A 26410-nucleotide genomic window follows, 5' to 3' on the forward strand; every position below is an offset into this window, starting at 1 on the left:
GCTGGATTTTTTTGTGCAGAAGAGATGCGAACAAGGCAACTGGGCTGAAACGAGAAAACCCAGCCAAAGGCTGGGTTTTAATATGGCAGGTCTACCTGGATTCGAACCAGGGAATGGCGGCATCAAAAGCCGCTGCCTTACCACTTGGCGATAGACCTGCAGGGTGATAGCGATGCTATCAAATAATGGTGCGGAAGGAGAGACTTGAACTCTCACACCTTGCGGCGCCAGAACCTAAATCTGGTGCGTCTACCAATTCCGCCACTTCCGCTTTGTTTATATCATAACCGAACTATGGGTAAAAATCAGCTATGAATTGTAATGGTGGCTACGACGGGATTCGAACCTGTGACCCCATCATTATGAGTGATGTGCTCTAACCAGCTGAGCTACGTAGCCAAACCTGAATTAAGTGTGGTGTGGAAGGAGAGACTTAAACTCTCACACCTTGCGGTGCCAGAACCTAAATCTGGTGCGTCTACCAATTCCGCATACTTAATGGTGCCTAGAAGGTTTTCTAGACGCTTGTAATGAGAAAACTCACCACAAGAAATAATGGCAGGTCTACCTGGATTCGAACCAGGGAATGGCGGCATCAAAAGCCGCTGCCTTACCGCTTGGCGATAGACCTGCAGGTGATAGCGATGCTATCGAATGATGGTGCGGAAGGAGAGACTTGAACTCTCACACCTTGCGGCGCCAGAACCTAAATCTGGTGCGTCTACCAATTCCGCCACTTCCGCGAATCATAGTGCTCAACTTATCAAACAAGGAGTAAGTTCAGCGGTTTTCAGTCTGGCGAGACTAAAAACAAAATATGGCAGGGCTACCTGGATTCGAACCAGGGAATGGCGGCATCAAAAGCCGCTGCCTTACCGCTTGGCGATAGCCCTACAAGATTCTAATGAATCTGAATAATGGTGCGGAAAGAGAGACTTGAACTCTCACACCTTGCGGCGCCAGAACCTAAATCTGGTGCGTCTACCAATTCCGCCATTTCCGCATAATCAAATTCAGAGTTGTTTATCAAGATGGTGCGGAAGGAGAGACTTGAACTCTCACACCTTGCGGCGCCAGAACCTAAATCTGGTGCGTCTACCAATTCCGCCACTTCCGCGTCTTGAACTCTGTACACAACCGATCAATTGGTAAAAATCAGTAGTGTTGATTTAATGGTGGCTACGACGGGATTCGAACCTGTGACCCCATCATTATGAGTGATGTGCTCTAACCAGCTGAGCTACGTAGCCAAACCTGAATTAAGTATGGTGCGGAAGGAGAGACTTGAACTCTCACACCTTGCGGCGCCAGAACCTAAATCTGGTGCGTCTACCAATTCCGCCACTTCCGCATACTTAATGTTGCCTAGAAGGTCTTTCTAGACGATTGCAATGAGAAAACTCACCACAAGAAATAATGGCAGGTCTACCTGGATTCGAACCAGGGAATGGCGGCATCAAAAGCCGCTGCCTTACCGCTTGGCGATAGACCTGCAGGTGATAGCGATGCTATCGAATGATGGTGCGGAAGGAGAGACTTGAACTCTCACACCTTGCGGCGCCAGAACCTAAATCTGGTGCGTCTACCAATTCCGCCACTTCCGCGAATCATAGTGCTCAACTTATCAAACAAGGAGTAAGTTCAGCGGTTTTCAGTCTGGCGAGACTAAAAACAAAATATGGCAGGGCTACCTGGATTCGAACCAGGGAATGGCGGCATCAAAAGCCGCTGCCTTACCGCTTGGCGATAGCCCTACAAGATTCTAATGAATCTGAATAATGGTGCGGAAAGAGAGACTTGAACTCTCACACCTTGCGGCGCCAGAACCTAAATCTGGTGCGTCTACCAATTCCGCCATTTCCGCATAATCAAATTCAGAGTTGTTTATCAAGATGGTGCGGAAGGAGAGACTTGAACTCTCACACCTTGCGGCGCCAGAACCTAAATCTGGTGCGTCTACCAATTCCGCCACTTCCGCGTCTTGAACTCTGTACACAACCGATCAATTGGTAAAAATCAGTAGTGTTGATTTAATGGTGGCTACGACGGGATTCGAACCTGTGACCCCATCATTATGAGTGATGTGCTCTAACCAGCTGAGCTACGTAGCCACTCGTGAGCGAGACAATATAAACCCTCACGCTCTGATAGACAAGCCCTTTATAATAAAAGGCTCAGCTATGTAAAAATGGCAGGTCTACCTGGATTCGAACCAGGGAATGGCGGCATCAAAAGCCGCTGCCTTACCGCTTGGCGATAGACCTGCAGATGATAGCGATGCTATCGAATAATGGTGCGGAAGGAGAGACTTGAACTCTCACACCTTGCGGCGCCAGAACCTAAATCTGGTGCGTCTACCAATTCCGCCACTTCCGCATTATTCTGTCTAGAGTTAGCTCTAGAGGTTTCCAGTCATGTATCATCACTAGAAACAAAATGTATGGTGGCTACGACGGGATTCGAACCTGTGACCCCATCATTATGAGTGATGTGCTCTAACCAGCTGAGCTACGTAGCCACTCTGTGCCCCTTTCGGCTTCGTTTAAAAACGATATGCCTTATTGTCGGGAACGGCGCGCATTATGCGAAGTTGAGGCAGAGGCGTCAATAGTTTTTTTTAATAAATCCGGATAAACCAGCTGTTCGATTCCTTTTTAAACAAAGAGGCGTGTAAACAGGCAAAAACAGGTAACATTTTGGCGTCAATCTCTTTACTTAACTTAGGCTTGCTGGGGGAGAAAACAACAAAGCCAGCAGAGTTGCTGGCTTTTTAAGTCAATCACTTGCGCAATTTTATACGTTAAAGCGAAAGTGGATAACGTCACCATCTTTGACGATGTAGTCTTTACCTTCTAGACGCCATTTACCGGCCTCTTTTGCACCGCTTTCACCGTTGAACTGGATGTAGTCGTCATAGCCGACAACTTCTGCGCGGATAAAGCCTTTTTCAAAATCCGTGTGGATCTTACCTGCTGCTTGTGGGGCGGTTGCACCGACAGGGATAGTCCAAGCACGTACCTCTTTGACACCTGCGGTGAAGTAGGTGTGTAGGGTCAAAAGCTCGTAACCAGAGCGGATAACACGGTTTAGACCCGGTTCTTCAATGCCCATATCCGCCAAGAACTCTTCACGATCTTCGTCGTCGAGCTCAGAAAGCTCAGATTCGATCGCTGCGCAGACGGCCACAACCACGTTGTTTTCTTTTTCTGCGTACTCACGTACCGCATCCAGGTACGGGTTGTCCTCAAATCCGTCTTCGTTGACGTTCGCAATATACATGGTTGGCTTGAGCGTTAGGAAGTTGAGGTAACCAATGGCATCCAACTCTTCTTTCGACAACTCAACGGTACGCGCCATACCACCTTCGGTCAGTACTGGGAGTAGCTTCTCTAGGACGGTCAATTCGAATTTCGCGTCTTTGTCGCCGCCTTTGGCTTTTTTAGCGTTACGTTGAATGGCGCGCTCACATGAGTCTAAGTCCGCCATCGCCAGTTCAAGGTTAATGACTTCGATATCTTCGATTGGAGACACTTTACCCGCAACGTGAACGATGTTTTCATTTTCAAAACAGCGAACCACATGGCCAATGGCATCGGTTTCACGAATATTGGCAAGGAATTTATTTCCTAGACCTTCACCGCGAGACGCGCCTGCAACCAAGCCTGCGATATCAACAAACTCCATCGTGGTTGGAAGTATTCTTTGTGGGTTAACGATCTTTGCCAGTGCATCGAGACGAAGATCAGGCACAGGTACCACACCTGTGTTTGGTTCAATGGTACAGAACGGGAAGTTGGCTGCTTCAATACCCGCTTTAGTCAGTGCGTTAAACAGAGTTGATTTACCTACGTTAGGGAGACCAACGATGCCACATTTAAAACCCATGATAGTAACCTTATTCAGCTTTGAACGTGTGTAGACGGTTTTGAGCTTTCGCTAAGCCATCTTTTAAAAGGATGTCTAAACAGCGGACCGATTCATCGGCGGCTGCATCGAGCAGTTCTTGCTCTTTTGCTGGTGCTTTGCCAAGGACAAAACCAGCGACTTTGTCTTTGTGCCCAGGGTGACCAATGCCAATCCTGAGGCGATAGAAATCTTTGTTATTGCCAAGCTTGCTAATTGTGTCACGCAGGCCGTTGTGTCCACCGTGTCCACCGCCTTTTTTAAACTTGGCTACACCAGGTGGCAAGTCGAGCTCATCGTGTGCCACCATGATCTCTTCCGGTTTAATTTGGTAAAACTTTGCCATAGTGGCGACCGCTTTGCCGGAGAGATTCATAAAAGTGGTGGGGATCAGCAGGCGGAGATCTTGACCATTGATCAGTATGCGCCCGGTCATACCGAAGAATTTCGGTTCGTTCTTCAAGGTGACCGTGTGGATACGTGCGAGTTCTTCTACCACCCATGCGCCTGCATTATGGCGAGTTTTGGCGTATTCAGGCCCAGGATTGGCTAGGCCGACAAGAAGTTTGATCGGTTGAGTCAAGGTTAGGATCTCTCTTGCAATCTCAAAAAGCGCAGTATGATAGCACAATTTTATCGCCGCAATAAAAAAACACCCCGTAGGGTGTTTTTACATCGGAGCAAGGCGCGATATTAGTTGAACATCGCCGAGATAGACTCTTCATTGCTGATGCGGCGAATCGCTTCAGCCAGCATGCGAGATAGGCTTAGGCAGGTCACTTTACCGGTCGCTTCCATTTCTTTAGGTAGCGTGATCGAGTCAGTAACGATCACTTGGTCTAGCACTGAGTTACCAATGTTTTGTGCTGCGTTACCAGAGAAAACGGCGTGTGTCGCGTAAGCAAAGACACGTTTCGCGCCGCGCTCTTTTAGCGCTTCTGCTGCTTTACACAGTGTGCCGCCTGTATCGATCATGTCATCGACGATCACGCAGTCGCGACCCTCTACATCACCGATCAGGTTCATCACTTCAGAGACGTTGGCACGCGGACGACGCTTGTCAACGATAGCAATATCGATATCACCCAGTGCTTTTGCTGTTGCGCGAGCGCGAACAACACCGCCAAGGTCTGGAGAAACCACGACAGGGTTCTCTAGGCCGCGAGCCTGCATGTCTTCAAGCAGTACAGGTGTACCGAAGATATTATCAACAGGAACATCGAAGAAGCCTTGGATTTGCTCTGCATGTAGGTCGATAGTTAGAACGCGGTCAACACCGACGTTGGACAGGAAGTCAGCAACAACTTTTGCCGTAATTGGCACGCGAGCAGAACGTACGCGACGGTCTTGGCGAGCGTAACCAAAATAAGGGATAACTGCAGTAATACGGCCCGCTGAAGCGCGGCGCATTGCGTCAATCATCACTACAAGTTCCATTAGGTTGTCGTTGGTCGGTGCGCAGGTAGATTGGATGATGAAAACATCGCTACCACGAACGTTTTCGTTGATTTGTACAGCGACTTCGCCATCAGAAAAACGAGAAACAGTTGCGTCACCAAGGGAGATGTATAGACGATCAGCAATACGTTGGGCTAGTTCAGGTGTAGCGTTACCAGCAAATAGCTTCATATCAGGCACGGTGGAAACCTCAGGGTTGCGTCCAGTTTTAGATAGATTGTGTGTGGGCTAAGCGATACTTAGCCAAAGTCTCGTGTAAAGGCGAAATGTTTTTCCCTTGGGCTACAAAAGCCGAGACGGCGTCAGGTAATTTTTCGAAGACAGATTGTGCCGCATTTTTGCTCGAAAATTCGGCAAAAATGCACGATCCAGTCCCAGTCAATCTTGACGGCGCATATTGTAGCAGCCATGAAAGTTGCTTATCAACCTCTGGGTAAAGCATTCGAACAATTTTTTCGCAATCGTTTCCGTAAGGATCGGCGAGAAGGGTTGTCAGCGCTCGCTTTGGTGAATTTCTGCACAAATCTGGATGGGTGAATATATCCACCGTCGCAATGCTTACGGAGGGTTTGATAACTAAGTACCACTTTTCCTCTGGCGATGCCGGCGTCAGCTGCTCACCTACACCCTCAGCAAAGGCGGCAAAACCTCGGGTGAACACTGGGACATCTGCTCCTAGAGCCAATCCAATCTCGGCGAGAGCATCGTCGCTCAGTTCGGTTTGCCATAAGTGATTGAGCGCGACAAGCGTTGTTGCGGCGTTAGAGGAACCGCCGCCAATGCCACCGCCCATAGGTAAAATTTTGTTGAGTTCGATATGAGCGCCGAGTGGACATTGACTCGCACTTTTCAGTGCCATTGCCGCTTTCCAGATCAAATTGTCTTCTAGTGCAACGCCCTCGATAGCAGGTGAGAGCGTAATGTTTCCACTGTGATTGGCGGTGATGGTTAACTCATCGCCATAAGCAAGGAATTGAAACAGCGTCTGCAGTTCATGGTAGCCATTGGCTCGTCGGCCTGTGATGTAGAGAAAGAGATTCAGTTTGGCCGGTGAGGGCCAAGTGGTGGTTTGGGTGATCATCAGTTCAGTGTCCAGGTCGAAATAATGATGTTGATGGTCGTGTCACCTTGGCGAAGGGCTATGCGTTGTGGTAACGGTGTGGGTAGCCCAGCGACGAGCACATCTTGATACCGTTGGTATTCCAACTGCCAGGTTTGGCCGCTGACCGTTTTGGTTAAGGTAGCGAGCGTGTTGGTCGGGTTGAGAGTGTAATCGTCGGCTTGCGTAGGGCGGCCCAATAGCCAGTCATGGAGATAATCAACGGGAATCGACAGACCCGTTAAGTGTTCAATCAGAGTTTGAGCACTCGGCGCTTGAAAGGTTTGCTCATCCATGGTCTCCACTTTGGCCATGGTTGGCGTGTCTTCTAGCAGTAACACGGTTTGGCCGAGAAAGGTGGTCAACCTTAGGCGGTTCGATTCACTGGCATGATGCCACTGGAAATTGAGCGATTGTCTTTGGTCTGGGGCGATGTAGCCCAGCTTGCCATTGGCTCTGTATTGCTCGATGGCCGCAAGCTGTTGTTGGTGAGTTTGCCACTGCACGTTGGTGGTGCTCTCCATCGTCGCACAGCCATTAAGTAACACGAGCGTCATAAGCGCAAGGATTAGGGATCGCAAATAGAGCGTCATTGCTGATAATTTGTCCGTTTCTTCTGCTGCCATGGGCATCACTATATCATTGATATCACGAACTCATGAAAACATATCCTCAATGCCCTTTCATTAACTTGGGGCATAAAGTAAAATTCCGTCCTCATTTGTTAACTGCCTGATTCAGAGAACCTTCGAATACATGTCTTTGCTTGCTATAGGTATCAATCACAACACGGCCTCAGTGGAACTTCGTGAAAAAGTTGCCTTTGGACCGGAAAAGCTGCCTGAAGCACTCAAGCAACTGAGCGACAATGCCGCCGTCAATGGCAGCGTGATTGTCTCAACCTGTAACCGAACGGAAGTCTACTGCGATGTCAAACCCTCCGGTAAAAGCAAGCTTATTGAGTGGTTATCTCAGTTTCATCAGGTCAGCCCTGAAGAGTTAAAGCCCAGTTTATACATCCATGAAGAGCAGGCCGCTATCAAGCATCTGATGCGTGTTTCGTGCGGGTTAGACTCGCTTGTTTTGGGCGAGCCGCAAATTCTAGGTCAGGTGAAACAAGCGTATGCCGATTCGCGTGAACACCGCTCGGTGGACAGCGCGATGGAGAAGCTGTTTCAAAAAACCTTTTCCGTTGCGAAGCGCGTGCGCACAGAGACGGACATCGGCGGCCAAGCGGTCTCGGTTGCCTACGCCGCTTGTACGTTGGCGAAGCACATTTTCGAATCGCTTGAAGCCTCCACCGTGCTGTTGGTGGGCGCTGGCGAGACGATTGAACTGGTCGCTAAACACCTCTCTGCCAATGGCTGTAAAAAGATGATCGTGGCTAACCGCACCCGAGAGCGGGCCTTGCCACTGGCGCGCGAGTTTGGCGCTGAGATCATCAGTTTGCCCGAGATTCCAGAGCATCTTGGCCGAGCTGACATTGTGATCAGCTCGACGGCTAGCCCGCTACCGATTATCGGCAAAGGCATGGTGGAAAGTGCCATCAAGGCAAGACGTCACCGTCCTATGTTGTTTGTTGATATCGCCGTACCGCGTGATGTTGAATCTCAGGTCGGCGATTTGAGCGATGTGTACCTTTACACCGTCGATGATTTGCAGTCGATCATAGACAGCAACATCGAGCAGCGCAAAGTGGAAGCCATTCAAGCCGAAGCGATTGTCAGCGAAGAGAGCGCGGCGTTTATGTCTTCACTGCGCTCGTTGCAGGCGGTAGATAGCATCCGCGATTATCGCCGCAGCGCGAATGCCATTCGCGAAGAGTTGTTGGCGAAAAGCTTACAAGCACTGGCAACCGGTGCCGATCCTGAAAAACTGCTCCATGAACTCAGCAACAAATTGACCAACCGATTGATTCACGCTCCGACGCGCGCCATGCAAAGTGCTGCGGAGCAGGGCGAGCCTGCAAAGCTTGCTATCATTAGACAAAGTTTAGGCCTAGACGATAACTAGCGGATTCACTTTGCCGTGCCCGTACGTTATTGATTGTGCCCACTTACCCTATCTTGAGAAATACAGTATGAAACCCTCGATTCTAACTAAGCTAGAAACACTGGTTGAACGTTACGAAGAAGTTCAACACTTACTTGGCGATCCGGATGTGATCGGTAACCAAGATAAATTCCGTGCTCTGTCTAAAGAGTACTCGCAACTTGAAGAAGTCACTCAGTGTTTCCAAGCTTACCAACAAGCTCAAGAAGACTTAGTCGCGGCGCAAGATATGGCCAATGAAGACGACGAAGAGATGCGTGAAATGGCGCAAGAAGAGATTTCAGCGGCCAAAGACGCGATTGAGCGTCTGGAAGCAGAGCTGCAGATTCTACTGCTGCCAAAAGATCCAAATGACGATCGCAATTGTTTCCTCGAGATTCGTGCCGGTGCGGGCGGTGATGAAGCGGGCATTTTTGCCGGTGATCTGTTCCGTATGTACAGTAAGTTTGCTGAAAAGAAAGGCTGGCGCATCGAAGTGATGTCTGCCAGTGAAGCCGAGCATGGTGGTTACAAAGAGATGATTGCCAAAGTGAGCGGTGAAGGCGCTTACGGCATCTTGAAATTTGAGTCAGGCGGTCATCGCGTGCAGCGCGTACCGGCAACCGAGTCGCAAGGTCGTGTGCATACCTCAGCATGTACCGTCGCGGTGATGGCGGAAATTCCAGAAGCGGAGATTCCTGAAATCAAAGCGGCAGATCTGAAAATTGATACCTTCCGAGCGTCAGGTGCCGGTGGTCAGCACGTCAACACCACGGACTCGGCGATTCGTATTACTCACTTACCAACAGGCACGGTAGTCGAGTGTCAGGACGAGCGTTCTCAACACAAAAACAAAGCGAAAGCGATGGCGGTGTTGGCGGCGCGCATCATTCAAGCGGAAGAGGCAAAACGTGCGGCTGAAGTGTCAGACACTCGTCGCAACCTGTTGGGTTCAGGGGATCGAAGCGATCGCATTCGTACCTACAACTATCCACAAGGCCGCGTTTCTGATCACCGTATTAACCTGACCATTTACCGTTTGAACGAAGTGATGGAAGGGGATTTGGTGAGCTTGGTTGACCCAGTGATCCAAGAGCACCAAGCGGATCAGTTAGCCGCATTAGCTGAAAACCATTAATGGCATTCCGTTACTACGGAATGGAGATGAGCTTGATATGACGATCACCACGGTGGAACAAGCGCTTGCGCGAGCGACTCAGCAACTTGAGCAAAGCGGCAGTGAGTCGCCAGCGCTTGATGCGGCGGTACTGCTTTGCCACGCGTTGGAGAAACCGCGTTCCTTTTTGTTCACTTGGCCAGAAAAAACACTCGACGACGCGCAGCTTGCCGCTTTAGATGCACTATTAGTGCGCCGCTGCGCGGGAGAGCCTGTGGCGTATATTTTGGGTGAAAGAGAGTTTTGGTCTCTGCCACTACTGGTGTCGCCATCGACCTTGATCCCACGGCCTGATACTGAGCGTTTAGTCGAAATTGCGCTCGATAAAGCGCCAGACATTGAAGGGCCGATTCTGGATTTGGGCACAGGAACGGGCGCCATTGCCTTGGCGCTAGCCAGTGAGTGCCCTCAGCGTAAGGTAATCGGGGTTGACCTCAAGGATGACGCACGCGACTTAGCCACTCGCAACGCAGAGCGTCTTGGCATCACCAATGCTGCGTTCTTAGCGGGTAGTTGGTTCGAACCTATTGAAGCTGGTACGCAGTTTGCTTTGATTGTGTCTAATCCTCCTTATATCGAAGAGAGTGACCCACATTTGACGCAAGGTGATGTGCGGTTTGAGCCTTTGAGTGCGCTAGTGGCTGAGGATGAAGGCCTCGCAGACATCAAATGGATCGCGAGAGCGGCACGCGAGTATTTGCTGTCGAATGGCTGGTTGATGTTTGAGCATGGGTTTGAGCAAGGTAAGGCGGTGCGAGAGATTCTGCAAGCCAATGGCTATCGCCAAATCGACACCCTCAAGGATTACGGCGGTAACGATCGAGTAACCATAGGTTGCCACGTTGCTGACTCATAGAGATAAAAAATAGAGAAGAGAACATGTACGAAGGATTAAAGCATTTTCACCTATTGACCATTGCCATCAGCGCCACGCTGCTTTCGGTACGATTTGCACTGATGATGGCCAACTCAAAGCTACTCGAGAACAAGTTTCTCAAAGTGTTTCCTCACATTAATGACACCTTCTTGCTGTTGTCAGGTATTTATCTGATTGTCATCACGGGCTTCGTTCCGTTCACACCAGCGGCCCCATGGTTAACAGAAAAGTTAACCTGCGTGCTGGCGTACATTGCCCTTGGTTTTTTCGCCTTGAAACTGGGCCGAAACAAACTGCTGCGCACGTTCTCCTTTTTTGGCGCGCTCGGGTGGTTGGCGATGGCGGGCAAAGTCGCCGTCACCAAAACGCCGATGTTTTTTGGTTAATCAACCAGAACGAGAAAAACACTAAGATAGACAACAAAACAGGTGGTTAGGCGAGATATGCTGGAGTTATTTGACGAAGATTTTGATGCAATGGAGCTGGTAGAAGGCGCTTTGGCATTGAATAAGGCCATCAATTCAGACACTCAAGTGGCGTGGGCAAAGGCAGAATTACTTCGTTTGGTTAAAGAAGCTGAGCTGGCACTAAGCCACGAGTATGATGAGAAGCAACGTTTTGATGCGCTATTGCGACTTTTCTACCATGAGTGGGGATTTCGCGGCGATCAAGATGCCTACTTCGACTCCGCTAATGCTTTTGTCGATAAAGTGCTAAAGCGGCGCAAGGGGATTCCGGTGAGTTTAGGCTCGCTGCTGCTTTATCTTGGCCGTCAACTGGACTTTCCTCTTAAGGCCGTCACGTTTCCTACCCAGTTTTTGCTCAAACTGGAGTGGTTCGGTGAGCCGGCGCGTTACATCAATCCTTTTAATGGCGAGTACGTGTGTGAGCACACGTTGGGCGCTTGGTTGATAGGGCACAGCGGTCCGTTGGCGACACTCAAATCTGAACACCTTAAAGAAGCGGACAATCCAACCGTGATTGGTCGCTGGCTAGCATTGATTAAATCGGCGCTGCTGCGTGAAGAGCGCTACACTTTAGCGTTAAAATGTACCGACTTGGCGCTGACGTTTGTCCCGGATGACCCTTATGAAATCCGCGACCGTGGTTTTATCTATCAGCAGCTTGATTGTCATCAAATTGCACTCAATGATTATCAGTATTTTATTGACCAATGCCCTGACGACCCGGCGTCTGAACTGCTCAAGAGCCAAGTCAACGCGATGAGCGATACGCGCGTCACTTTACACTAGCGCTAGGCGGTGTTTGCCGCCAACGCACACAAACCACTGTGGTTGTTAAGCGCAGTGACTAAATAAAGAGAGAACAAAATGGAACAGAAAATCGTTCAGGTTGGCGATATCCCCGTTGCCAACGACAAGCCGTTTACCCTATTTGCTGGCATGAATGTGCTCGAGTCGCGCGATCTTGCGATGCAAATTTGTGAGCACTACGTGAAGGTCACTGACAAACTTGGTATTCCTTACGTATTTAAAGCCTCTTTCGATAAGGCCAACCGCAGCTCGGTACACTCTTACCGTGGGCCAGGCCTAGAAGAGGGCATGAAGATTTTCCAAGAGATCAAAGAGACATTTGGCGTAAAAATTATCACGGATGTCCACACTGAAGCGCAAGCTCAGCCTGTTGCCGATGTGGTTGATGTTATTCAGTTGCCTGCGTTTCTTGCGCGTCAAACCGATCTCGTGCAAGCGATGGCGAAAACGGGCGCCGTCATCAATGTCAAGAAACCGCAATTTATGAGTCCAGGTCAAGTGGGCAATATCGTCGAGAAATTTGCTGAGTGTGGCAATGAGCAGGTGATTTTGTGTGAGCGCGGTTCTTGCCACGGCTACGACAACTTGGTGGTGGATATGTTGGGCTTTGGCGTTATGAAAAAAGCCTCCAATGGTAGCCCGATTATTTTCGATGTGACCCACTCATTACAGATGCGTGACCCGTCTGGCGCGGCATCTGGTGGTCGTCGTGAGCAAACGGTCGAGCTTGCGAAAGCCGGCCTTGCAACCGGTATCGCCGGTTTGTTTATCGAGGCTCACCCTGATCCAGATAAGGCGCGTTGCGACGGTCCTTCTGCGCTGCCGCTAGATAAACTGGAGCCTTTCTTGGCGCAAATGAAAGCCCTTGATGATTTGATTAAGGGTTTTGCTCCGATCGACATTAAATAGTCTGTCGCGAAAAACATCGATTAAGCCAGCATTTGCTGGCTTTTTTCGTCTATAGGCGGTGAACGTTGGACAATGGGTGCAAAACTGTTGGTTAAACGCTCTCTGTCGCAAAATCAAGCTTGGGAGACCATCAATAAGCTAAACGTTTGCCTGTGATCGCTTGATGCGGCCAATGAAAACTCTGTGGTTTGTTTCATCCTTTCAAGCGAAATAAAGTGATCGATACATCATAAATATGAAAACAGACTGTTGCGCAAGAACCCTTAATTTAAACTAGTTCAAGTTTTACTGTTCTCAGAGCCGTTTTTTGACTCCGTTTAACTCGTTGAGAGCACAGTAATTTCGGCAGTGGAAACCCCCAAGTTCAAAAGGTATGACAATGAAGCAACGCCTGATCGTAAAAAGCGCTATAAGCGCAGCAATTCTGGCAACTCTGGCTGGCTGTGCCACCGCACCGCAGCACGAGTGGGAAGCAGACACAACGTACAAGCTCACCGTCCTTCACACCAATGACCACCACGGTCGTTTTTGGCAGAACAAATACGGCGAGTATGGGATGGCCGCGCGTAAAACTCTGATCGATGAGTTGCGTGCTGATATCACTGCACAAGGCGGCAGCGTGCTGCTGTTGTCTGGTGGTGACATCAACACTGGCGTGCCAGAATCTGACTTGCAAGACGCGGAGCCCGATTTCAAAGGCATGAGCAAAATCGGCTATGATGCGATGGCGCTTGGTAACCACGAGTTTGACAACCCACTTGAGGTGTTGTTCAAGCAAAAAGAGTGGGCCAACTTCCCAATGCTGTCCGCTAACATCTACGACAAAGCTACGGGCGAGCGTATGTTCCAGGCATACCAGATGTTCAATAAGCAAGGTATTAAGATTGCCGTCATCGGTTTAACTACCGAAGATACGGCGAAAATCGGTAACCCAGAGTTTATTGGTGGCATCGATTTCCGCGACCCGAAAGAAGAAGCGAAGAAGCTGATCGCTGAGCTACAAGAAACGGAAAAGCCAGATCTGATTTTCGCTGTGACTCACATGGGCCACTACGAAGATGGTAAGCGTGGCGTGAACGCACCGGGTGATGTGGCTTTGGCTCGTTACCTAGATGAAGGTTCTCTGGATATGATTGTGGGTGGTCACTCCCAAGAGCCAGTCTGTATGGAAGCGCCAAATGTCGTGAAGAAAAACTTCGCGCCATCGGATGAGTGTAAACCGGACATGCAAAATGGCACCTACATTGTCCAAGCGCACGAGTGGGGCAAATACGTCGGTCGCGCGGACTATGAGTTCCGTAACGGTGAACTGCAGATGGTGAGCTACGACCTGATTCCGGTCAACTTGAAGAAAAAAGTCAAAGTGGATGGCGAATCAAAACGCGTCTTTATCGAAGACGAGATTGCCGAAGACAGCGAACTGCTCGAGTTTTTGCGTCCTTACCAAGAGCAAGGTCAAGCTCAGTTGAATGTGAAGATCGCAGAGACCAATGGCAAGCTGGAAGGGGATCGTAATGTGGTTCGTTTCCAACAGACCAACTTAGGCCGTTTGATCGCGACCTCGCACATGCAACGTGCCAAAGCGGATTTTGCTGTGATGAACTCAGGTGGCGTGCGTGACTCGATTGAAGGCGGTGACGTGACCTACAAAGACGTACTAACGGTTCAGCCGTTTGCCAACATTTTGACCTACACCGATATGTCTGGCCAAGAAGTGTTGGATTACCTCAACGTTGTGGCGACCAAGCCAGTGGACTCTGGCGCTTACGCTCAGTTTGCCGGCATTTCAATGACAGTGGAAAACGGTGAAGTGTCAAACGTGTTTATCGGTGGTAAACAGTTGCGTCTTGACGGCACTTACCGCTTCACAGTACCAAGCTACAATGCTGCAGGGGGCGATGGCTATCCTAAGCTGACGGACCACCCAGGTCACGTCAACACGGGCTTCGTTGATGCAGAAGTGCTCAAAGACTACCTAGAGGCGAACAGCCCAGTAGATGTAAACCAATACGCACCAGCAGGTGAGATGGTTTACAAGTAATTGACCTAACAAGCTAAATCTTATTAACTGAATGCGCAGCCTAGAGCTGCGCTTTTTTATTCTCGGAGTGTGTATGACCCCAGCGATCAATCTTGCTAAAAAACACAAAATTCCTCATCAAATACACCAGTATCAGCACGACGCGCGTGCCGAGAGTTACGGGCTCGAAGCCGTACAAGCATTAGGGCAAGATCCCAATAGCGTGTTTAAAACTCTACTGTTTTCACTCAATGGTGAGGCGAAAAACCTCGCTGTCGCTGTGATACCTGTTAACCAAAAACTCAATTTGAAGCAGGCGGCAAAAGCGGCAAAGGCTAAAAAAGCAGAGATGGCCGATCCGGCTATTGCGCAAACAGTGACAGGGTATATTGTGGGCGGAATCAGCCCGCTCGGGCAAAAGAAGCGATTGGCGACGTTTATCCATCATAGTGCGTTGGAGCGTGAAACGATCTGTGTCAGTGCAGGTAAGCGAGGGTTGGAAATCGAATTGGCGGCGCAAGATTTGGCAAAGCTGACCCAGGGCCAGTTTGCCAATCTTTGTGAAGGCTGAGCGTGGATTAGCGCGCTTCTTCCTCTTCCATTTGTGCGTTGTCGACGACGTGGTTTTCACCCAGATCTTTTGGAAGAACCAGATTTAGCACAATCGCGACGATACCACAGAGGCTCACGCCTTGGAGACTGAACTCACCGATGCCAAACGCCATACCACCAATACCAAAGACTAAGGTAATGGCAACGATGACAAGGTTACGAGATTTGTGCAAATCGACGTGATTTTTGATTAAGGTGTTCAATCCCACGGTCGCAATTGAGCCAAACAACAGAATCATGATACCGCCCATCACTGGCATAGGGATGGTTTGCAGCGCAGCGCCAAGCTTGCCGACCAACGCAAGGACAATAGCCGTCACCGCAGCGTAGGTCATGATCACAGGATTGAAGGCTTTGGTCAGCATGACCGCACCTGTCACCTCAGAGTAGGTGGTGTTGGGTGGCGCACCAAACAGTGATGCCGCCATCGTCGCGACCCCGTCCCCCGCAATCGTGCGATGAAGGCCGGGCTTTTTCAGGTAATCTTTTCCGGTGACGTTTGAAATGGCCAGCATGTCCCCAACGTGCTCCACCGCTGGCGCGATGGCAACGGGAATCATAAATAGAATGGCGTTAATGTTAAATACAGGCGCCGTGAAGTTTGGTAGCGCAAACCATGCCGCTTCTTTAACGGGCGTGAAATCGACAATACCGTAGCCCAAGCTCAGGCAATATCCCACCACAATGCCCCCCAAAATAGGGGTGAGCTTGAGGAAGCCTTTGGCGAAGACACTCAGTAGAATCGTGGTGAGCAGTGAAACAGAAGAGATCACTAGCGCCGCTTGTCCATCAATCAGTTGGGTGCCATCGCCCCCTTTACCCAGTGCCATATTGACGGCGACGGGCGCCAATCCAAGACCAATCACCATAATGACCGGCCCAACCACAACGGGAGGCAGCAATTTATGGATAATCTCAACCCCACGAAGTTTGATTAGACCACCCATTGCGACATACACCAAGCCAGCGGCCATCAAACCACCCATAGTGGCTGGTACACCCCAGGTTTGTACTCCGTAAAGGATAGGGGCGATAAAAGCGAAGGAGGAGGCGAGGAAGATGGGAACAGAGCGGCGAGTCATTAATTGAAAGAGTAAGGTACCAAGGCCAGCACCGAAGAGGGCAACGCTAGGGTCGAGTCCCGTTAGCAGCGGGACGAGAACCAGGGCCCCAAACGCAACAAACAGCATTTGTGCGCCTTGAATGGCATTTTTCATGTCGTCATTCCTTTGTAAAGCGGATAGTTTCGGTCTAGTACATAGCGATAGAGCATAGGTACTAAAAATAAAATCGCGAGATTTTAACATTAAAGCAAACGATTGCAATCTGAGCTTGATCAAATATTGCTCGTTTGAATAGGCAGGTGAACTGCGTTTACTCGGTGCGTTGCTGTTTCACTCCGAGAGTGGCTACGAGGAGAGTGTTAGCCATATCGCGCTTGCTGCTGCCAACCGACCGGGAAAGTTGCCCCGCAGCGGATAGTTGCTTATCATCGCTGTTTGTGAATTCGATTAGATGTAGGAAATGTATGCGCCGTTTAGCTTTACTCGCGCTCGGACTGATGGGTTTGCCAGCGATGGCCTTGACCAATGTGGATCTTTACCGAGCTGAAATCGTCATCGATCAAAGCGAGAATAACGCCGATACCCGAGCTCGCGAAGCTGGGATGAAACAAGTCATCATTCGCGCGTCTGGCGACCCGCAAGCTGCGGATAACGAAGTCGTCAAGAAGGCGCTCTCTCAGAGCGCTCAGTACGTTTCTCAACTCGGCTACGGCAAAATCGGTGAGGATACCTCACTGCGTATGTCGTTTAGCGGCCCTCATATTCGCTCTCTACTCAGTCAAGCGCAACTGCCGCTTTGGCCAGCAACACGTGCGAACGTTTTAGTCTGGATGGTGGAAGAGACGCCCTACGATCGCACCATCATCTGGGAGCATTCTCGCTCTGAGACACTGGTCAACTTGCAGCAGCAAGCGCGAGAGCGAGGCTTGCCCGTGACCGTACCGGTTGGCGATTTTGATGACGTTACCGGAGTGGCTGTCTCAGACTTGTGGGGCGGCTTTATTCAGCCAGTGGGTCAAGCGAGTCAGCGCTACCCGGTTGATGCTGTCTTAGTGGTGAAAGTGCAAGGCGAATCACTACGTTGGACGTTATACGATCAAAAGCCTGCGACCATAGGGGTGACTCGTCAAGCACCGATTAGCGGCGCCAATAATGGTGCAGATGCGGCGAATAAAATGATTAACCAAATCAGCGACTACTACGCGAAAAAGAGTGCGGTGCTGGTGGCGAGTGAGTCTTCTGAGTCCGTGAAAGCACGCTTTATTGAACTCAATGACGCGATGGGCTTTTTCCAACTTGAGAATAAGCTCAAGGCACTGAGCTCAGTCGCCTCGTTAGACATCATCAAAATTCAGGGCAATCAGGTGACGTTTGATGTCCACTTGCTTGCCAGTGTTGAAGAGTTTGAGCAGCAGGTCTCTGCACTCGAAGTGACGCAACTGGAGACCCAGTTTATTCAAACTGAACCCGAGGTAGGGGAGCTCACGCCAACGTTGCCAGTGCAAGGCAGCGATGAGCTCAATCAGCCTAGCGATACGACGACGACCGATTCAACTCTTGTGGCGACAGAGAGTTCGCTGGCGGCTTCAGCCCCGCTTATTCAGACTGAAACGGTGCTGCTGTTCCAGTGGCAAGGTAAACCGTATCAACCTGAGCCGCTACTGATCCAGCCAGACAGTGACGTCTCTGCCAACGAAGCAGTGGCAGAGACTGAAGGTGTGGAGATGGAACCTATTGAGGTAGTAGAGTAAACCACATCAAGATTTGAGATGAGAAAGGGGCTGGATGATCCGCCCCTTTTGTCGTTTTTTACCCGGAGTATAAGGGTGAGTTGGCTAGATGGGTGACCATCAGCGTGACCTTATCCCTCAGACTTATCTTCAGCGCCGAACTTAGCACGCTCTTCTTTTTCCACTTTGGACAATCTTTTTAGTTGCATGCCCAACTCTTGTCCCCGTGCTCGTGCATAAAGGATGTTGCCAGCAAACGCGAGACTGGTGAGTAGCAGTTCAACCAGTGCTAAATAACGTTCGCCGTCGTCAATCCAAAGGATGGTCAAAGCGTGTAGGAAGTAGAGCATTAAAACAAAGTTTGCCCATGCGTGTGTATACGGTTTGCCGGCCAAAATCCCGGGCATAGGCAGCAGCAGTGGGATAGCCCAAGCAATCGCGAGTGTGGTGCTGTTGAGGTGAGGGTGAGGCGATAACGATAATTGCCACAGTCCAATCCAAGCGAGCAGCGCCAGATTGCCAAGCAGCGCCATCAAACGGTATCGTTTTGTGGTCGCTTGCATCTCTTGCATGGTTAGAGTTCCTTTAATTGACGTGCGCAGCGGGCAATACGTTTGCCGACTTGCTGAGCTAATGCTATTTCGTCTTGCGACAAGGTGCGTGGTTGATGTGTCGTGACCGCACTGGCGCCATAAGGCGTGCCCCCAGAGCGTGTGGCATGCAGAGCTGGTTCAGAATAAGGAATCCCCAAAATTAACATCCCATGGTGCAGTAGCGGTAACATCATAGACTGCAAGGTGGTTTCTTGGCCGCCGTGCATGGATGAGGATGCGGTGAAGACACAAGCGGGCTTATCAATCAGATCGCCCGCTAGCCATAATGGTGTCGTCTTATCCCAAAAGTGCTTTAACGCGCCAGCCATATTGCCAAACCATACAGGGCTGCCCATCGCAAGCCCCGCGCAGTTTTTCAACTCGTCCAGAGTAATAATGGGATCGAGGGGATCATCGCCGCTCTCTATCTCGTTGACGGTGCGAAGCAACGCTTCACAACCGTCAATCGACTCAATGCCTCGCGCAATCTGCTGTGCGAGTGAGCGGGTTGCACCGTGTCGACTGTAGTAAAGGACAATCAGGCGGCAGCTCATAGTAGCTCAAGCACCTGCTCTGGTGGTCGGCCATGTTTGGCATGACCTTTGTTGACAACAATAGGTCGCTCAATCAACTTCGGATGTTCCGCCATTGCGCGAAACAGGGTTTCATCGTCGGCATCGGCCAGTTGCAGCTCTTTGTAAATCTCTTCTTTGGTGCGCATCATGTCACGAACTTCAGAGAAGCCGAGTTGGCTAAAGAGTATCTTGAGCTCATCGACACTTGGGGTTTGCTCGAGATATTTGACGATGTGAGGCTCAACACCATTTTCTTCTAATAGCGCCAGTGTTTGACGGCTTTTTGAGCAGCGAGGGTTGTGATAAATCACGACAGACATAGTCTTTCTCCATTATTGTTATCGTTCGATCTTGTGTTATTGCAGCGCCATAAAGCGATCACGCTGAATCATAAGTTGGTCAATGCGTGCATCGTATCTCGCCTGTTTTAGGCTGCCAAGGTCAGCGAGTTGGCTGGCTTGAGTGTAATACTGAATCGCTTTGTTCCAGTTGGCTTTCAACGCCAAAATCTCCGCACGCGCGGCCAAATCTTCGTCACTGTACCCTAAGTGAATGCTGGCTTCCGAGAGCAAGTGCCATCCGTTGACATCATTTGGGTTGTCGTGGGTATAGCGCTGCAAGACTTTGGACGCGTCTTGATTCTTATCCATTTGCATCAAGACGTTGGCGTAGTTGATGGTCAGGACGGGGTTATTTGGTGTTGCTTTCAGAGCTTGCTCTAACAGCGTTTTGGCTTTCTCAGGTGTTTTTTGTGCGATATAGAGATCGCTCATCGCATCGAGATAAAAATGATTGTTCGGTTGCTGCTTGTACAGTTCATGCAGGGTTTTGCTCGCTTCGTTGAGTTGGTTGTTGTCCATTTGCACCAGTGCTCGACCGTATTGGAATGCGCGTTTAATCTCGGGCTCTGCTTTTGCTTCGGTGCGCTCAAACCAATCGAGTGCCGCTTTCGAACTGATACCCGCATAGCGGGCGACGATACGCGCACGCGCTAAATGATAATCGAGCGACGAATCGACCCGTCTTGCCGGATAGTTTTGTGCACGAGCTCGGCTATCGGTGATGCGATCTTCAGGTAACGGGTGAGTGAGCAGCATTGGCGGTGGCGTACTCGCGTAACGGTACTCATCCGCTAAGCGACTGAAAAAGCGTGGCATGGCGTTGACGTCAAATCCCGCTTTCGCCAGCGTGGAGATGCCAAAGCGATCCGCTTCTTTTTCGTTCGAACGCGTGTAGTTGATTTGGCCCTGCATGCTGCCTGCCGTTGTCGCCGTAATGGCCGCAATTCCCGCTTCTGGCGCCGCAATCGCAAGTAGAAGGGCTCCCGCGAGAGCCGCCATGGTGGCAGGTGAACGTCTGGCTTGATCTTCCATACTGCGCGCTAAATGACGCTGCGTGACGTGAGCGATTTCGTGCGCCACGACGGAGGCGAGTTCACTTTCACTCTGTGCATGCAAAAATAATCCGCTGTGTAACGCGACATAACCACCGAAGAAGGCAAAGGCGTTGATGTTGCGGTCGCGGATCATAAAAAAGGTGAAGGGGGTTTTCACATCGTCCGCATTCGCCACCAATCGATGGCCTAAAGCGTCGATATATTCGTTGAGGACAGGGTCATTGACGATAGGCTGGCCGTTTCTCAACATGCGCATGTAGGCGTCGCCGTATTGCATCTCTTGTGCAATCGTCAAGGTGCCACTGGCGGCGGTACCAATGTCGGGCAAGTCTAGTGTGTTGGCATACACCGGTGTAACAGGGCCGAAGCTGGCGGTAGATGTCCCTAAAACAGTCGCTACACACAAGCAAACGATAGAACGCGTACGTTTAAGCATAAATTTCCTGAAATGCTCCTTGGATATTTTCTCGACAGCAAGCTGAGCTGCACTTACTGCTTGGACACCGAGTTTTGCGGTTGGTTTCGAGTGCAATGTCTCGGTGGTCTCCCTGTGTTACCCGCCATTCTCTTAGTTGGTTGAGGGAGAGTCAAATAGCGGTCAAAGTTTGCTTAGCCACCTCTATTTACACTGTCTCTTTTAAAAAAACACTATACAATACTTCACGATATAATATGCATCGAGCGGAAGAATGGAACCCAATATTTTGGATCTGCGCCAGGAGCGGTGCCCGATGGCGCTGTTATTAGCCAAACGTTACCTCACATCGCTTCATGAGCAGAGTTCAGCATCACTTCTTACCTCTGACCCGCAATCGTTGAAGGATATTCAGCGTTTTGTTACGGCGAAAGGGTGGCTACATGACTGCCAACCCCAAGAAGGCCACTTTGCTTTGCATGTTACTCTTTGTCTAGATGTCACAAGGGAAAACAGTTAAATGCTCGAAATGATCAATCGCTGGTACAAGCGACGCTTCTCTGATCCTCATGCCGTGAGCCTAGTGGCCATACTGCTCTTTGGTTTTATTACTATCTACTTTTTCGGCAACTTGATTGCGCCTTTGCTGGTGGCGATCGTGTTGGCTTATTTACTTGAATGGCCGGTCAATCAGTTGACCCGAGTTGGGCTGCCCCGCACGTTATCGGTGGTGGTAGTGATTCTGGGCTTTATCAGCATCATGCTGGTGGCTGTATTTGGTCTGGTACCGACGATTTGGCAACAGGTCGGTAATCTCATCAATGATATTCCCACCATGTATGTCGGTTTACAAAAAGTCATTGCCGAGTTACCTAAGCGCTATCCAGAACTTGAAAATTTCCAGATCGTCGAATCTCTGGTGAGCAACACGAAAAATCAAGTATTGGGAATGGGAGAAAGCGTTGTCAAAGGGTCGTTGGCATCTTTGGTGAGCTTGGCCACATTGGCTGTGTATTTGGTTCTCGTGCCACTGTTGGTGTTTTTCTTATTGAAAGATAAGCAAGAGATGCTTGAGATGGCCAGTGGCGTATTGCCGAGAAATCGTCGTCTCGCCAACAAAGTGTGGCTTGAGATGAATGAGCAGATCTCCAACTACATTCGCGGCAAAGTGATGGAAATCCTGATTGTGGGTGGCGTGAGCTACATTACGTTTGCGATTTTGGATCTGCGTTACGCGGTGTTATTGGCGGTGTCTGTCGGGCTCTCAGTGCTCATTCCTTATATTGGCGCGGCTGCCGTTACCTTGCCAGTGGCTATGGTCGGATTGTTCCAATGGGGATTCACACCACAATTCTACTGGCTGCTGTTGGCTTACGGCATAATCCAAGCGTTAGATGGCAATGTATTGGTTCCGGTGCTGTTTTCTGAAGCGGTCAACTTACATCCGGTGGCGATCATCGTTGCCGTTTTAGTCTTTGGCGGATTGTGGGGTTTTTGGGGCGTCTTTTTTGCGATTCCTCTGGCCACTTTGGTTAAGGCAGTATGGCGTGCCCTTCCTAGTAGTGAAGAAGAGAATATCATTTCTTAGTGCCTCGTCAGTTATCGGTGAAATAACGCCGCTAGAGTTTTAACTCTGGCGGCGTTATTTTTTATGCGCGATTCATATTAACGGCAGAATTTCATTCGATAAAATCTCCATATTGCCAAGGGAGGTGTCCCGAACAAACCCAATGTGGACGAGGCGATGTTGCATAAGGGATAGGGGGCAAAAAAGTCGACTAGTACTTTTGAATTATCTGGTTTATGCAGCTAGATTTATACAGTCAGGTAGGAGTTGCCTGATAGAGCGATGAAATATTGAAAGGTTGAGTGAAAAAATTCACTCTTTTTGTTTACAAGTTATCGTTTCTATAAGAATTTACTCAAGTCAACGTCAGCACAGTCGATAGATATAACTACAATAATACGAACGACCTATACATTTTTCGAGGGAAGTTATGAGATTTAGTCAAAAGATTGTCGCCGCATCGTCCGCGCTGCTATTTGTGACGGTCGCCCTGTTGTCCGTCCAGCAACTGTCCATTGTGAAAAACGAAGTCGAGGAGCTGGTGGATGTCAGCTTGAGCGAAATCGTTAACGGCGTAAGAAACACGGTGGTGTCCGAGATGGAAGCGAAGAAATCGTTGGCCCGCTCGTCGACTGAAGTGTTGCAGTTAGACCCATTCAATAAAGCACGTGTGAGTGAAATCCTTGAGCAGCCCAATTTGAAATCGAGCTTTCTTGCTGTGGGATATGGTTATGAGTCCGATGGGTCTCTGGTAGAAAACGACGATGGTTGGGAAGCCGATTCGAGTTATGACCCTCGCGTTCGTCCTTGGTATCAAGATGCGAAAGCCAAAGGGGCGTTGATTGTCACTGCGCCATACGTGGATGTCTCATCGAAGAAAGTCATTATTTCGATCGGCACGCCAGTGAAAGAAAACGGCAAAATGGTCGCCGGTATGTTCTATGACATGGAACTGGGTGGCTTGGCGGATTTGGTCAACACAGCCAATCTTCATGATGCGGGTTACCTGTTTATTATCTCAGGTGATGGCACGACCATTGCGCACCCTAACTCGGACTTTAACGGCGAGAACTTGTCGACCTACCTGCCTGAAGTAACGCTTCAAGAGGGTGAACAGCGCATCACGCAAGACGGTAAAGATTTCCTTATTAAATTGGCGCATGTTCCCAGTGAAAACTGGTACATTGGCGCGATTGTCGATGAAAGCGTCGCGTTTAAAGCCATCAGCGATATGCGTAATAGCTCGATCATTTACGTGATTATCGGTGTGGTGTTGAGTATTCTTGGCCTGACCTTCCTCATCAAAGTGTTGATGCGCCCACTAGGGACACTCAACGCGGCGATTCAAGATGTGGCATCTGGGCAAGGGGATTTGACCAAACGTCTTGATACCAACACAGATAAAGAGTTTGCCGAGCTTGCGTATGGCTTTAACCAGTTCACGGAAACGTTGCAGCAACAGATTCAACAATCGAAAGCGATCGGTGCAGAGATCCTACGCGGCACAGAGATGACCGTTCAAGGCTCGCACGAATCTGCCGAAGCAATGCGCAGTCAGTTACAAGAGCTTGAACAGTTGGCGACTGCGATGAACGAGATGGCGGTCACCGCGACGGAAGTGGCCAACAATGCACAAGGTGCTGCAGCTGCCGCGCGTGAGGCCGATGAAGCAACGCTTGATGGTACCTCGGTGGTGAGTGACACTACAGCCTCGATCGACATGCTGTCTGCTCGAATCGATCAAGCGGTTGAAGAAGTGCAAGGGCTTGAGTCGGCGACGGCCAACATTGAGACCATTTTGAAGGTCATCAATGACATTGCCGATCAAACCAACCTATTGGCACTGAACGCCGCGATTGAGGCTGCGCGTGCAGGTGAGTCGGGACGTGGGTTTGCGGTTGTAGCTGATGAAGTTCGAACTCTGGCGCAAAGAACCCAAGAGTCAACGACCGAGATCCGCAACATGATTGAGCAGCTACAAGCGGGTGCGAGCTCAGTGTCGGCCGCCATGAACGAAAGTAAAGCGACCGCGGTCGATGCCGTAGACAAAGCGCAAGCGGCCGATGGTGCACTGCAGCGTATTCGTGATGCGATTCAGCGAATCTCGGATATGAATATGCAAATTGCGTCGGCGGCTGAGCAGCAGAGCTTGGTAGCAGAAGAGATCAACAGCAACACAGTGAAAATCAAAGATCTCTCGACACAGGTGACCAACGCGTCAGAAGAGGCCAGTATTGCCATGCAGGTTCAAACCGAGAACGTACGAGAGCAAGACGCGATTCTCAACAAGTTCATTGTGTAGTTCCTACCTTTGATAGTAAAAATGCCAGCATTTCTGCTGGCATTTTTGTCTCTGTAATTTTCTCTATCCAACTTTTTCACGGTAAGGCACGATGAGTGGGTGGTAAACGCAATCGTTAGGCTTTCTCATTCAGGTAGTTCAGAACCACTTCGTGATGGTCTTTCGTTTTGAACTTGTCGAACACGTGTTCAATCACACCGTCTTCGTTGATTAGGAAGCTAATGCGGTGCAAACCGTCATACACTTTACCCATAAATTTCTTTTCGCCCCACACACCGAACTGCTCGGCGACAGCGTGGTCTTCATCGGAAAGTAAGGCGAAGTTGAGCTCGTCACGTTCGATGAATTTACCGAGTCGTTTCACTGGGTCGATACTTACCCCCAACACTACCACGTTGTGCTTATCTAGCTCGGTTTTCACGTCACGCAGACCTTGTGCTTGAACTGTGCAGCCTGGCGTCATCGCTTTAGGGTAGAAGTAGAACAGCACTTTCTTGCCAGCGAAATCGGACAATGACACGGTATCGCCGTTTTGGTCGAGAAGAGAAAAATCAGGAGCAGGAGAGCCGGCTTTGAGTGTATTCATGAAGTATTCCTTTCTTACTGACTATTTTTTAGAAAATTAAGTGAGCCTCGAACTTGTAGCTCTTTACATAAAGCGTTGAAGTCTTCTTGTAACTGCATCAGGTTACAACCCGAGTCGACAGAAGCAGAAATAGCGATATGGAACTGGTCTTGCGGCGCTTGAATCTTATCTTTATTGATCGTCTGGGCGCTAAGAGAAGAAAGGCCAATCTCTTTGCTGGCAAAGAACTGGGTGAGCTGTTCCGTTAAGCCCGGTTTATCGTCCGACTCAATGAAGACTTCGACCATATAGCTATTGTCTGACAGAGTGTGAGGAGAAGTACGTTTCATCATGGTGATGAGATCATGTTCCTGGCCAAGTAAAGGCAAGGTGGTCTCGACGCGAGTGATGGCTGCGTTGCTTCCCGACAGCAGCATGATAAGCGTGAATTCACTACCAAATAGCGCAATACGACTATCAACAATGTTGCAACCCGAGTGCGTCACATGGTGAACGACTTGGTTACAGATGCCTGAGCGGTCTGTCCCTACCGCGGTAATCACCAGATGTTGGTTCATAATGTCACTTCAGTCATTGTTAACTTTGTTAATGAGATAGCTTAGCACAGTTAAAAGGGAGAAAGTTGCGGGATCTGTAGGTTTTCTAATCACCTAAATTGAGTGTTTTCACATTGTAGAGTGAAAGCGCGCAGCCTAAGTCAAATCGGGTTGTGGAGTGGTCTAGGTTGGGATAGATTTTACCCAGAATTGCGCCAACGCTAACATATGATAAATATTCACAGATTTAGGTGATTTAAGCGTGACGAACCGCTTGTGTTTTTCA

24 protein-coding genes and 19 tRNA genes are annotated in these 26410 nt (G+C 49.7%); 12 read left to right on the plus strand and 31 right to left on the minus strand.

Going from position 1 to position 26410, the window contains the following annotated elements:
• Nucleotides 1-83: 83 nt before the first annotated feature.
• The 24 genes from AC6R03_RS13120 to lolB all read right to left on the minus strand — a co-directional run bounded on the left by AC6R03_RS13120 (nt 84) and on the right by lolB (nt 7053).
• Nucleotides 84-158 (minus strand) — tRNA-Gln (locus tag AC6R03_RS13120).
• 28 nt (nt 159-186) lie between these two features.
• Nucleotides 187-271 (minus strand) — tRNA-Leu (locus tag AC6R03_RS13125).
• 51 nt (nt 272-322) lie between these two features.
• Nucleotides 323-399, minus strand: a tRNA-Met gene (locus AC6R03_RS13130).
• Nucleotides 400-556: 157 nt separating this feature from the next.
• A tRNA-Gln gene (locus AC6R03_RS13135) sits at nt 557-631 on the minus strand.
• Between the two features lie 27 nt (nt 632-658).
• Nucleotides 659-743: transfer RNA gene (locus AC6R03_RS13140), tRNA-Leu, on the minus strand.
• 75 nt (nt 744-818) lie between these two features.
• A tRNA-Gln gene (locus tag AC6R03_RS13145) sits at nt 819-893 on the minus strand.
• Nucleotides 894-918: 25 nt separating this feature from the next.
• Nucleotides 919-1003: transfer RNA gene (locus tag AC6R03_RS13150), tRNA-Leu, on the minus strand.
• 29 nt (nt 1004-1032) lie between these two features.
• Nucleotides 1033-1117, minus strand: a tRNA-Leu gene (locus tag AC6R03_RS13155).
• A 56-nt stretch (nt 1118-1173) separates the two neighbouring features.
• A tRNA-Met gene (locus AC6R03_RS13160) sits at nt 1174-1250 on the minus strand.
• Between the two features lie 16 nt (nt 1251-1266).
• A tRNA-Leu gene (locus AC6R03_RS13165) sits at nt 1267-1351 on the minus strand.
• A gap of 66 nt (nt 1352-1417) precedes the next feature.
• Nucleotides 1418-1492: transfer RNA gene (locus AC6R03_RS13170), tRNA-Gln, on the minus strand.
• Between the two features lie 27 nt (nt 1493-1519).
• Nucleotides 1520-1604: transfer RNA gene (locus AC6R03_RS13175), tRNA-Leu, on the minus strand.
• 75 nt (nt 1605-1679) lie between these two features.
• Nucleotides 1680-1754, minus strand: a tRNA-Gln gene (locus AC6R03_RS13180).
• A 25-nt stretch (nt 1755-1779) separates the two neighbouring features.
• Nucleotides 1780-1864 (minus strand) — tRNA-Leu (locus AC6R03_RS13185).
• A 29-nt stretch (nt 1865-1893) separates the two neighbouring features.
• Nucleotides 1894-1978: transfer RNA gene (locus AC6R03_RS13190), tRNA-Leu, on the minus strand.
• 56 nt (nt 1979-2034) lie between these two features.
• A tRNA-Met gene (locus tag AC6R03_RS13195) sits at nt 2035-2111 on the minus strand.
• Nucleotides 2112-2189: 78 nt separating this feature from the next.
• Nucleotides 2190-2264 (minus strand) — tRNA-Gln (locus AC6R03_RS13200).
• Nucleotides 2265-2291: 27 nt separating this feature from the next.
• A tRNA-Leu gene (locus tag AC6R03_RS13205) sits at nt 2292-2376 on the minus strand.
• A 65-nt stretch (nt 2377-2441) separates the two neighbouring features.
• Nucleotides 2442-2518 (minus strand) — tRNA-Met (locus AC6R03_RS13210).
• 275 nt (nt 2519-2793) lie between these two features.
• Nucleotides 2794-3885, minus strand: a complete 1092-nt coding sequence (gene ychF / locus AC6R03_RS13215) for a redox-regulated ATPase YchF (protein ID WP_334551179.1) — start codon at nt 3883-3885, stop codon at nt 2794-2796.
• Nucleotides 3886-3895: 10 nt separating this feature from the next.
• Nucleotides 3896-4486 carry an aminoacyl-tRNA hydrolase gene (gene pth / locus AC6R03_RS13220; RefSeq protein ID WP_500631841.1) on the minus strand — a complete coding sequence of 197 codons (591 nt, stop codon included), beginning with the start codon at nt 4484-4486 and terminating at the stop codon, nt 3896-3898.
• Nucleotides 4487-4596: 110 nt separating this feature from the next.
• Nucleotides 4597-5541, minus strand: coding sequence for a ribose-phosphate pyrophosphokinase (locus tag AC6R03_RS13225; RefSeq protein WP_038133791.1), 945 nt, complete (start codon nt 5539-5541; stop codon nt 4597-4599).
• Nucleotides 5542-5569: 28 nt separating this feature from the next.
• Nucleotides 5570-6442 (minus strand): 4-(cytidine 5'-diphospho)-2-C-methyl-D-erythritol kinase, encoded by an 873-nt coding sequence (ispE, locus tag AC6R03_RS13230; protein ID WP_500631842.1) that lies wholly within the window; start codon nt 6440-6442, stop codon nt 5570-5572.
• Nucleotides 6442-7053, minus strand: a complete 612-nt coding sequence (gene lolB, locus AC6R03_RS13235) for a lipoprotein insertase outer membrane protein LolB (protein WP_500631948.1) — start codon at nt 7051-7053, stop codon at nt 6442-6444. Before lolB ends, ispE begins: the two co-directional genes overlap by 1 nt.
• Nucleotides 7054-7216: 163 nt before the next feature.
• Here lolB and hemA point away from each other — a divergent pair, with 163 nt between their 5' ends.
• The 8 genes from hemA (at nt 7217) to ybaK (ending at nt 15319) form a co-directional block, all read left to right on the plus strand.
• Entirely contained in the window at nt 7217-8473 is a 1257-nt protein-coding gene (gene hemA / locus AC6R03_RS13240) for a glutamyl-tRNA reductase (protein WP_487903619.1), read from the plus strand.
• 67 nt (nt 8474-8540) lie between these two features.
• Nucleotides 8541-9629 (plus strand): peptide chain release factor 1, encoded by a 1089-nt coding sequence (gene prfA, locus AC6R03_RS13245; RefSeq protein ID WP_334551174.1) that lies wholly within the window; start codon nt 8541-8543, stop codon nt 9627-9629.
• A 37-nt stretch (nt 9630-9666) separates the two neighbouring features.
• Nucleotides 9667-10524 carry a peptide chain release factor N(5)-glutamine methyltransferase gene (gene prmC, locus AC6R03_RS13250; RefSeq protein ID WP_500631843.1) on the plus strand — a complete coding sequence of 286 codons (858 nt, stop codon included), beginning with the start codon at nt 9667-9669 and terminating at the stop codon, nt 10522-10524.
• Between the two features lie 23 nt (nt 10525-10547).
• The gene (locus AC6R03_RS13255; protein WP_500631844.1) at nt 10548-10931 is read left to right on the plus strand and encodes a SirB2 family protein; all 384 of its coding nucleotides are present in this window, start codon (nt 10548-10550) and stop codon (nt 10929-10931) included.
• 57 nt (nt 10932-10988) lie between these two features.
• Nucleotides 10989-11798, plus strand: a complete 810-nt coding sequence (locus tag AC6R03_RS13260) for a SirB1 family protein (protein ID WP_500631845.1) — start codon at nt 10989-10991, stop codon at nt 11796-11798.
• 78 nt (nt 11799-11876) lie between these two features.
• Complete coding sequence (gene kdsA / locus AC6R03_RS13265; RefSeq protein ID WP_500631846.1) at nt 11877-12728, plus strand: 3-deoxy-8-phosphooctulonate synthase; 852 nt, start codon at nt 11877-11879, stop codon at nt 12726-12728.
• A 379-nt stretch (nt 12729-13107) separates the two neighbouring features.
• Nucleotides 13108-14769: a bifunctional UDP-sugar hydrolase/5'-nucleotidase UshA gene (gene ushA, locus AC6R03_RS13270; protein ID WP_334551168.1), complete on the plus strand. Its 1662-nt coding sequence runs from the start codon at nt 13108-13110 to the stop codon at nt 14767-14769.
• A gap of 73 nt (nt 14770-14842) precedes the next feature.
• Nucleotides 14843-15319, plus strand: a complete 477-nt coding sequence (gene ybaK / locus AC6R03_RS13275; RefSeq protein WP_500631847.1) for a Cys-tRNA(Pro) deacylase — start codon at nt 14843-14845, stop codon at nt 15317-15319.
• Nucleotides 15320-15326: 7 nt separating this feature from the next.
• Here the strand turns inward: ybaK and AC6R03_RS13280 are convergent, their stop codons facing one another.
• Entirely contained in the window at nt 15327-16577 is a 1251-nt protein-coding gene (locus AC6R03_RS13280) for a uracil-xanthine permease family protein (protein WP_500631848.1), read from the minus strand.
• A gap of 311 nt (nt 16578-16888) precedes the next feature.
• Here AC6R03_RS13280 and AC6R03_RS13285 point away from each other — a divergent pair, with 311 nt between their 5' ends.
• On the plus strand, nt 16889-18175 hold the full coding sequence (locus AC6R03_RS13285; protein WP_500631849.1) for a DUF2066 domain-containing protein: 1287 nt from the start codon (nt 16889-16891) through the stop codon (nt 18173-18175).
• A 110-nt stretch (nt 18176-18285) separates the two neighbouring features.
• Here AC6R03_RS13285 and AC6R03_RS13290 read toward each other — a convergent pair whose 3' ends face one another.
• The 4 genes from AC6R03_RS13290 to bepA are packed head-to-tail and all read right to left on the minus strand — an operon-like array spanning nt 18286 to nt 21154.
• Nucleotides 18286-18726 (minus strand): DUF2069 domain-containing protein, encoded by a 441-nt coding sequence (locus AC6R03_RS13290; RefSeq protein ID WP_500631850.1) that lies wholly within the window; start codon nt 18724-18726, stop codon nt 18286-18288.
• A 2-nt stretch (nt 18727-18728) separates the two neighbouring features.
• Nucleotides 18729-19301, minus strand: coding sequence for an NAD(P)H:quinone oxidoreductase (gene wrbA / locus AC6R03_RS13295; RefSeq protein WP_500631851.1), 573 nt, complete (start codon nt 19299-19301; stop codon nt 18729-18731).
• Nucleotides 19298-19642 carry an arsenate reductase (glutaredoxin) gene (gene arsC, locus AC6R03_RS13300; protein WP_500631852.1) on the minus strand — a complete coding sequence of 115 codons (345 nt, stop codon included), beginning with the start codon at nt 19640-19642 and terminating at the stop codon, nt 19298-19300. The genes wrbA and arsC overlap by 4 nt, the downstream gene beginning before the upstream one ends.
• 36 nt (nt 19643-19678) lie before the next feature.
• Complete coding sequence (gene bepA / locus AC6R03_RS13305) at nt 19679-21154, minus strand: beta-barrel assembly-enhancing protease (protein ID WP_500631853.1); 1476 nt, start codon at nt 21152-21154, stop codon at nt 19679-19681.
• Nucleotides 21155-21407: 253 nt separating this feature from the next.
• On the opposite strand from bepA, the gene AC6R03_RS13310 reads away from it, so the two are divergent.
• The 3 genes from AC6R03_RS13310 to AC6R03_RS13320 all read left to right on the plus strand — a co-directional run bounded on the left by AC6R03_RS13310 (nt 21408) and on the right by AC6R03_RS13320 (nt 25002).
• The gene (locus tag AC6R03_RS13310) at nt 21408-21653 is read left to right on the plus strand and encodes a sulfurtransferase TusA family protein (protein ID WP_500625745.1); all 246 of its coding nucleotides are present in this window, start codon (nt 21408-21410) and stop codon (nt 21651-21653) included.
• Complete coding sequence (locus tag AC6R03_RS13315; protein ID WP_334551158.1) at nt 21654-22721, plus strand: AI-2E family transporter; 1068 nt, start codon at nt 21654-21656, stop codon at nt 22719-22721.
• 409 nt (nt 22722-23130) lie between these two features.
• On the plus strand, nt 23131-25002 hold the full coding sequence (locus AC6R03_RS13320; RefSeq protein WP_500631854.1) for a methyl-accepting chemotaxis protein: 1872 nt from the start codon (nt 23131-23133) through the stop codon (nt 25000-25002).
• A gap of 115 nt (nt 25003-25117) precedes the next feature.
• Here the strand turns inward: AC6R03_RS13320 and bcp are convergent, their stop codons facing one another.
• Together bcp and AC6R03_RS13330 are read right to left on the minus strand one after the other, a co-directional pair.
• Nucleotides 25118-25588, minus strand: coding sequence for a thioredoxin-dependent thiol peroxidase (gene bcp / locus AC6R03_RS13325; RefSeq protein ID WP_500631855.1), 471 nt, complete (start codon nt 25586-25588; stop codon nt 25118-25120).
• A gap of 14 nt (nt 25589-25602) precedes the next feature.
• A complete protein-coding gene (locus tag AC6R03_RS13330; protein WP_500631856.1) occupies nt 25603-26145 on the minus strand; it encodes a glycine cleavage system transcriptional repressor in 543 nt (180 codons plus the stop codon).
• Nucleotides 26146-26410 lie beyond the last annotated feature (265 nt).

Source organism: Vibrio sp. R10-SG-ISO4, assembly GCF_059834135.1.

What these genes read in the sequence shown, in the direction of transcription:
- AC6R03_RS13255 (WP_500631844.1), top strand. Translation starts at nt 10,548, where the DNA reads ATGTACGAAGGATTAAAGCATTTTCACCTATTGACCATTGCCATCAGC.
- wrbA (WP_500631851.1), bottom strand. Translation starts at nt 19,301, where the DNA reads ATGAGCTGCCGCCTGATTGTCCTTTACTACAGTCGACACGGTGCAACC.
- hemA (WP_487903619.1), top strand. Translation starts at nt 7,217, where the DNA reads ATGTCTTTGCTTGCTATAGGTATCAATCACAACACGGCCTCAGTGGAA.
- ybaK (WP_500631847.1), top strand. Translation starts at nt 14,843, where the DNA reads ATGACCCCAGCGATCAATCTTGCTAAAAAACACAAAATTCCTCATCAA.
- ychF (WP_334551179.1), bottom strand. Translation starts at nt 3,885, where the DNA reads ATGGGTTTTAAATGTGGCATCGTTGGTCTCCCTAACGTAGGTAAATCA.
- AC6R03_RS13290 (WP_500631850.1), bottom strand. Translation starts at nt 18,726, where the DNA reads ATGCAAGAGATGCAAGCGACCACAAAACGATACCGTTTGATGGCGCTG.
- arsC (WP_500631852.1), bottom strand. Translation starts at nt 19,642, where the DNA reads ATGTCTGTCGTGATTTATCACAACCCTCGCTGCTCAAAAAGCCGTCAA.
- AC6R03_RS13330 (WP_500631856.1), bottom strand. Translation starts at nt 26,145, where the DNA reads ATGAACCAACATCTGGTGATTACCGCGGTAGGGACAGACCGCTCAGGC.
- kdsA (WP_500631846.1), top strand. Translation starts at nt 11,877, where the DNA reads ATGGAACAGAAAATCGTTCAGGTTGGCGATATCCCCGTTGCCAACGAC.
- bepA (WP_500631853.1), bottom strand. Translation starts at nt 21,154, where the DNA reads ATGCTTAAACGTACGCGTTCTATCGTTTGCTTGTGTGTAGCGACTGTT.
- AC6R03_RS13260 (WP_500631845.1), top strand. Translation starts at nt 10,989, where the DNA reads ATGCTGGAGTTATTTGACGAAGATTTTGATGCAATGGAGCTGGTAGAA.
- bcp (WP_500631855.1), bottom strand. Translation starts at nt 25,588, where the DNA reads ATGAATACACTCAAAGCCGGCTCTCCTGCTCCTGATTTTTCTCTTCTC.
- AC6R03_RS13280 (WP_500631848.1), bottom strand. Translation starts at nt 16,577, where the DNA reads ATGAAAAATGCCATTCAAGGCGCACAAATGCTGTTTGTTGCGTTTGGG.
- prfA (WP_334551174.1), top strand. Translation starts at nt 8,541, where the DNA reads ATGAAACCCTCGATTCTAACTAAGCTAGAAACACTGGTTGAACGTTAC.
- prmC (WP_500631843.1), top strand. Translation starts at nt 9,667, where the DNA reads ATGACGATCACCACGGTGGAACAAGCGCTTGCGCGAGCGACTCAGCAA.
- lolB (WP_500631948.1), bottom strand. Translation starts at nt 7,053, where the DNA reads ATGACGCTCTATTTGCGATCCCTAATCCTTGCGCTTATGACGCTCGTG.
- AC6R03_RS13320 (WP_500631854.1), top strand. Translation starts at nt 23,131, where the DNA reads ATGAGATTTAGTCAAAAGATTGTCGCCGCATCGTCCGCGCTGCTATTT.
- AC6R03_RS13310 (WP_500625745.1), top strand. Translation starts at nt 21,408, where the DNA reads ATGGAACCCAATATTTTGGATCTGCGCCAGGAGCGGTGCCCGATGGCG.
- ushA (WP_334551168.1), top strand. Translation starts at nt 13,108, where the DNA reads ATGAAGCAACGCCTGATCGTAAAAAGCGCTATAAGCGCAGCAATTCTG.
- AC6R03_RS13315 (WP_334551158.1), top strand. Translation starts at nt 21,654, where the DNA reads ATGCTCGAAATGATCAATCGCTGGTACAAGCGACGCTTCTCTGATCCT.
- AC6R03_RS13285 (WP_500631849.1), top strand. Translation starts at nt 16,889, where the DNA reads ATGCGCCGTTTAGCTTTACTCGCGCTCGGACTGATGGGTTTGCCAGCG.
- ispE (WP_500631842.1), bottom strand. Translation starts at nt 6,442, where the DNA reads ATGATCACCCAAACCACCACTTGGCCCTCACCGGCCAAACTGAATCTC.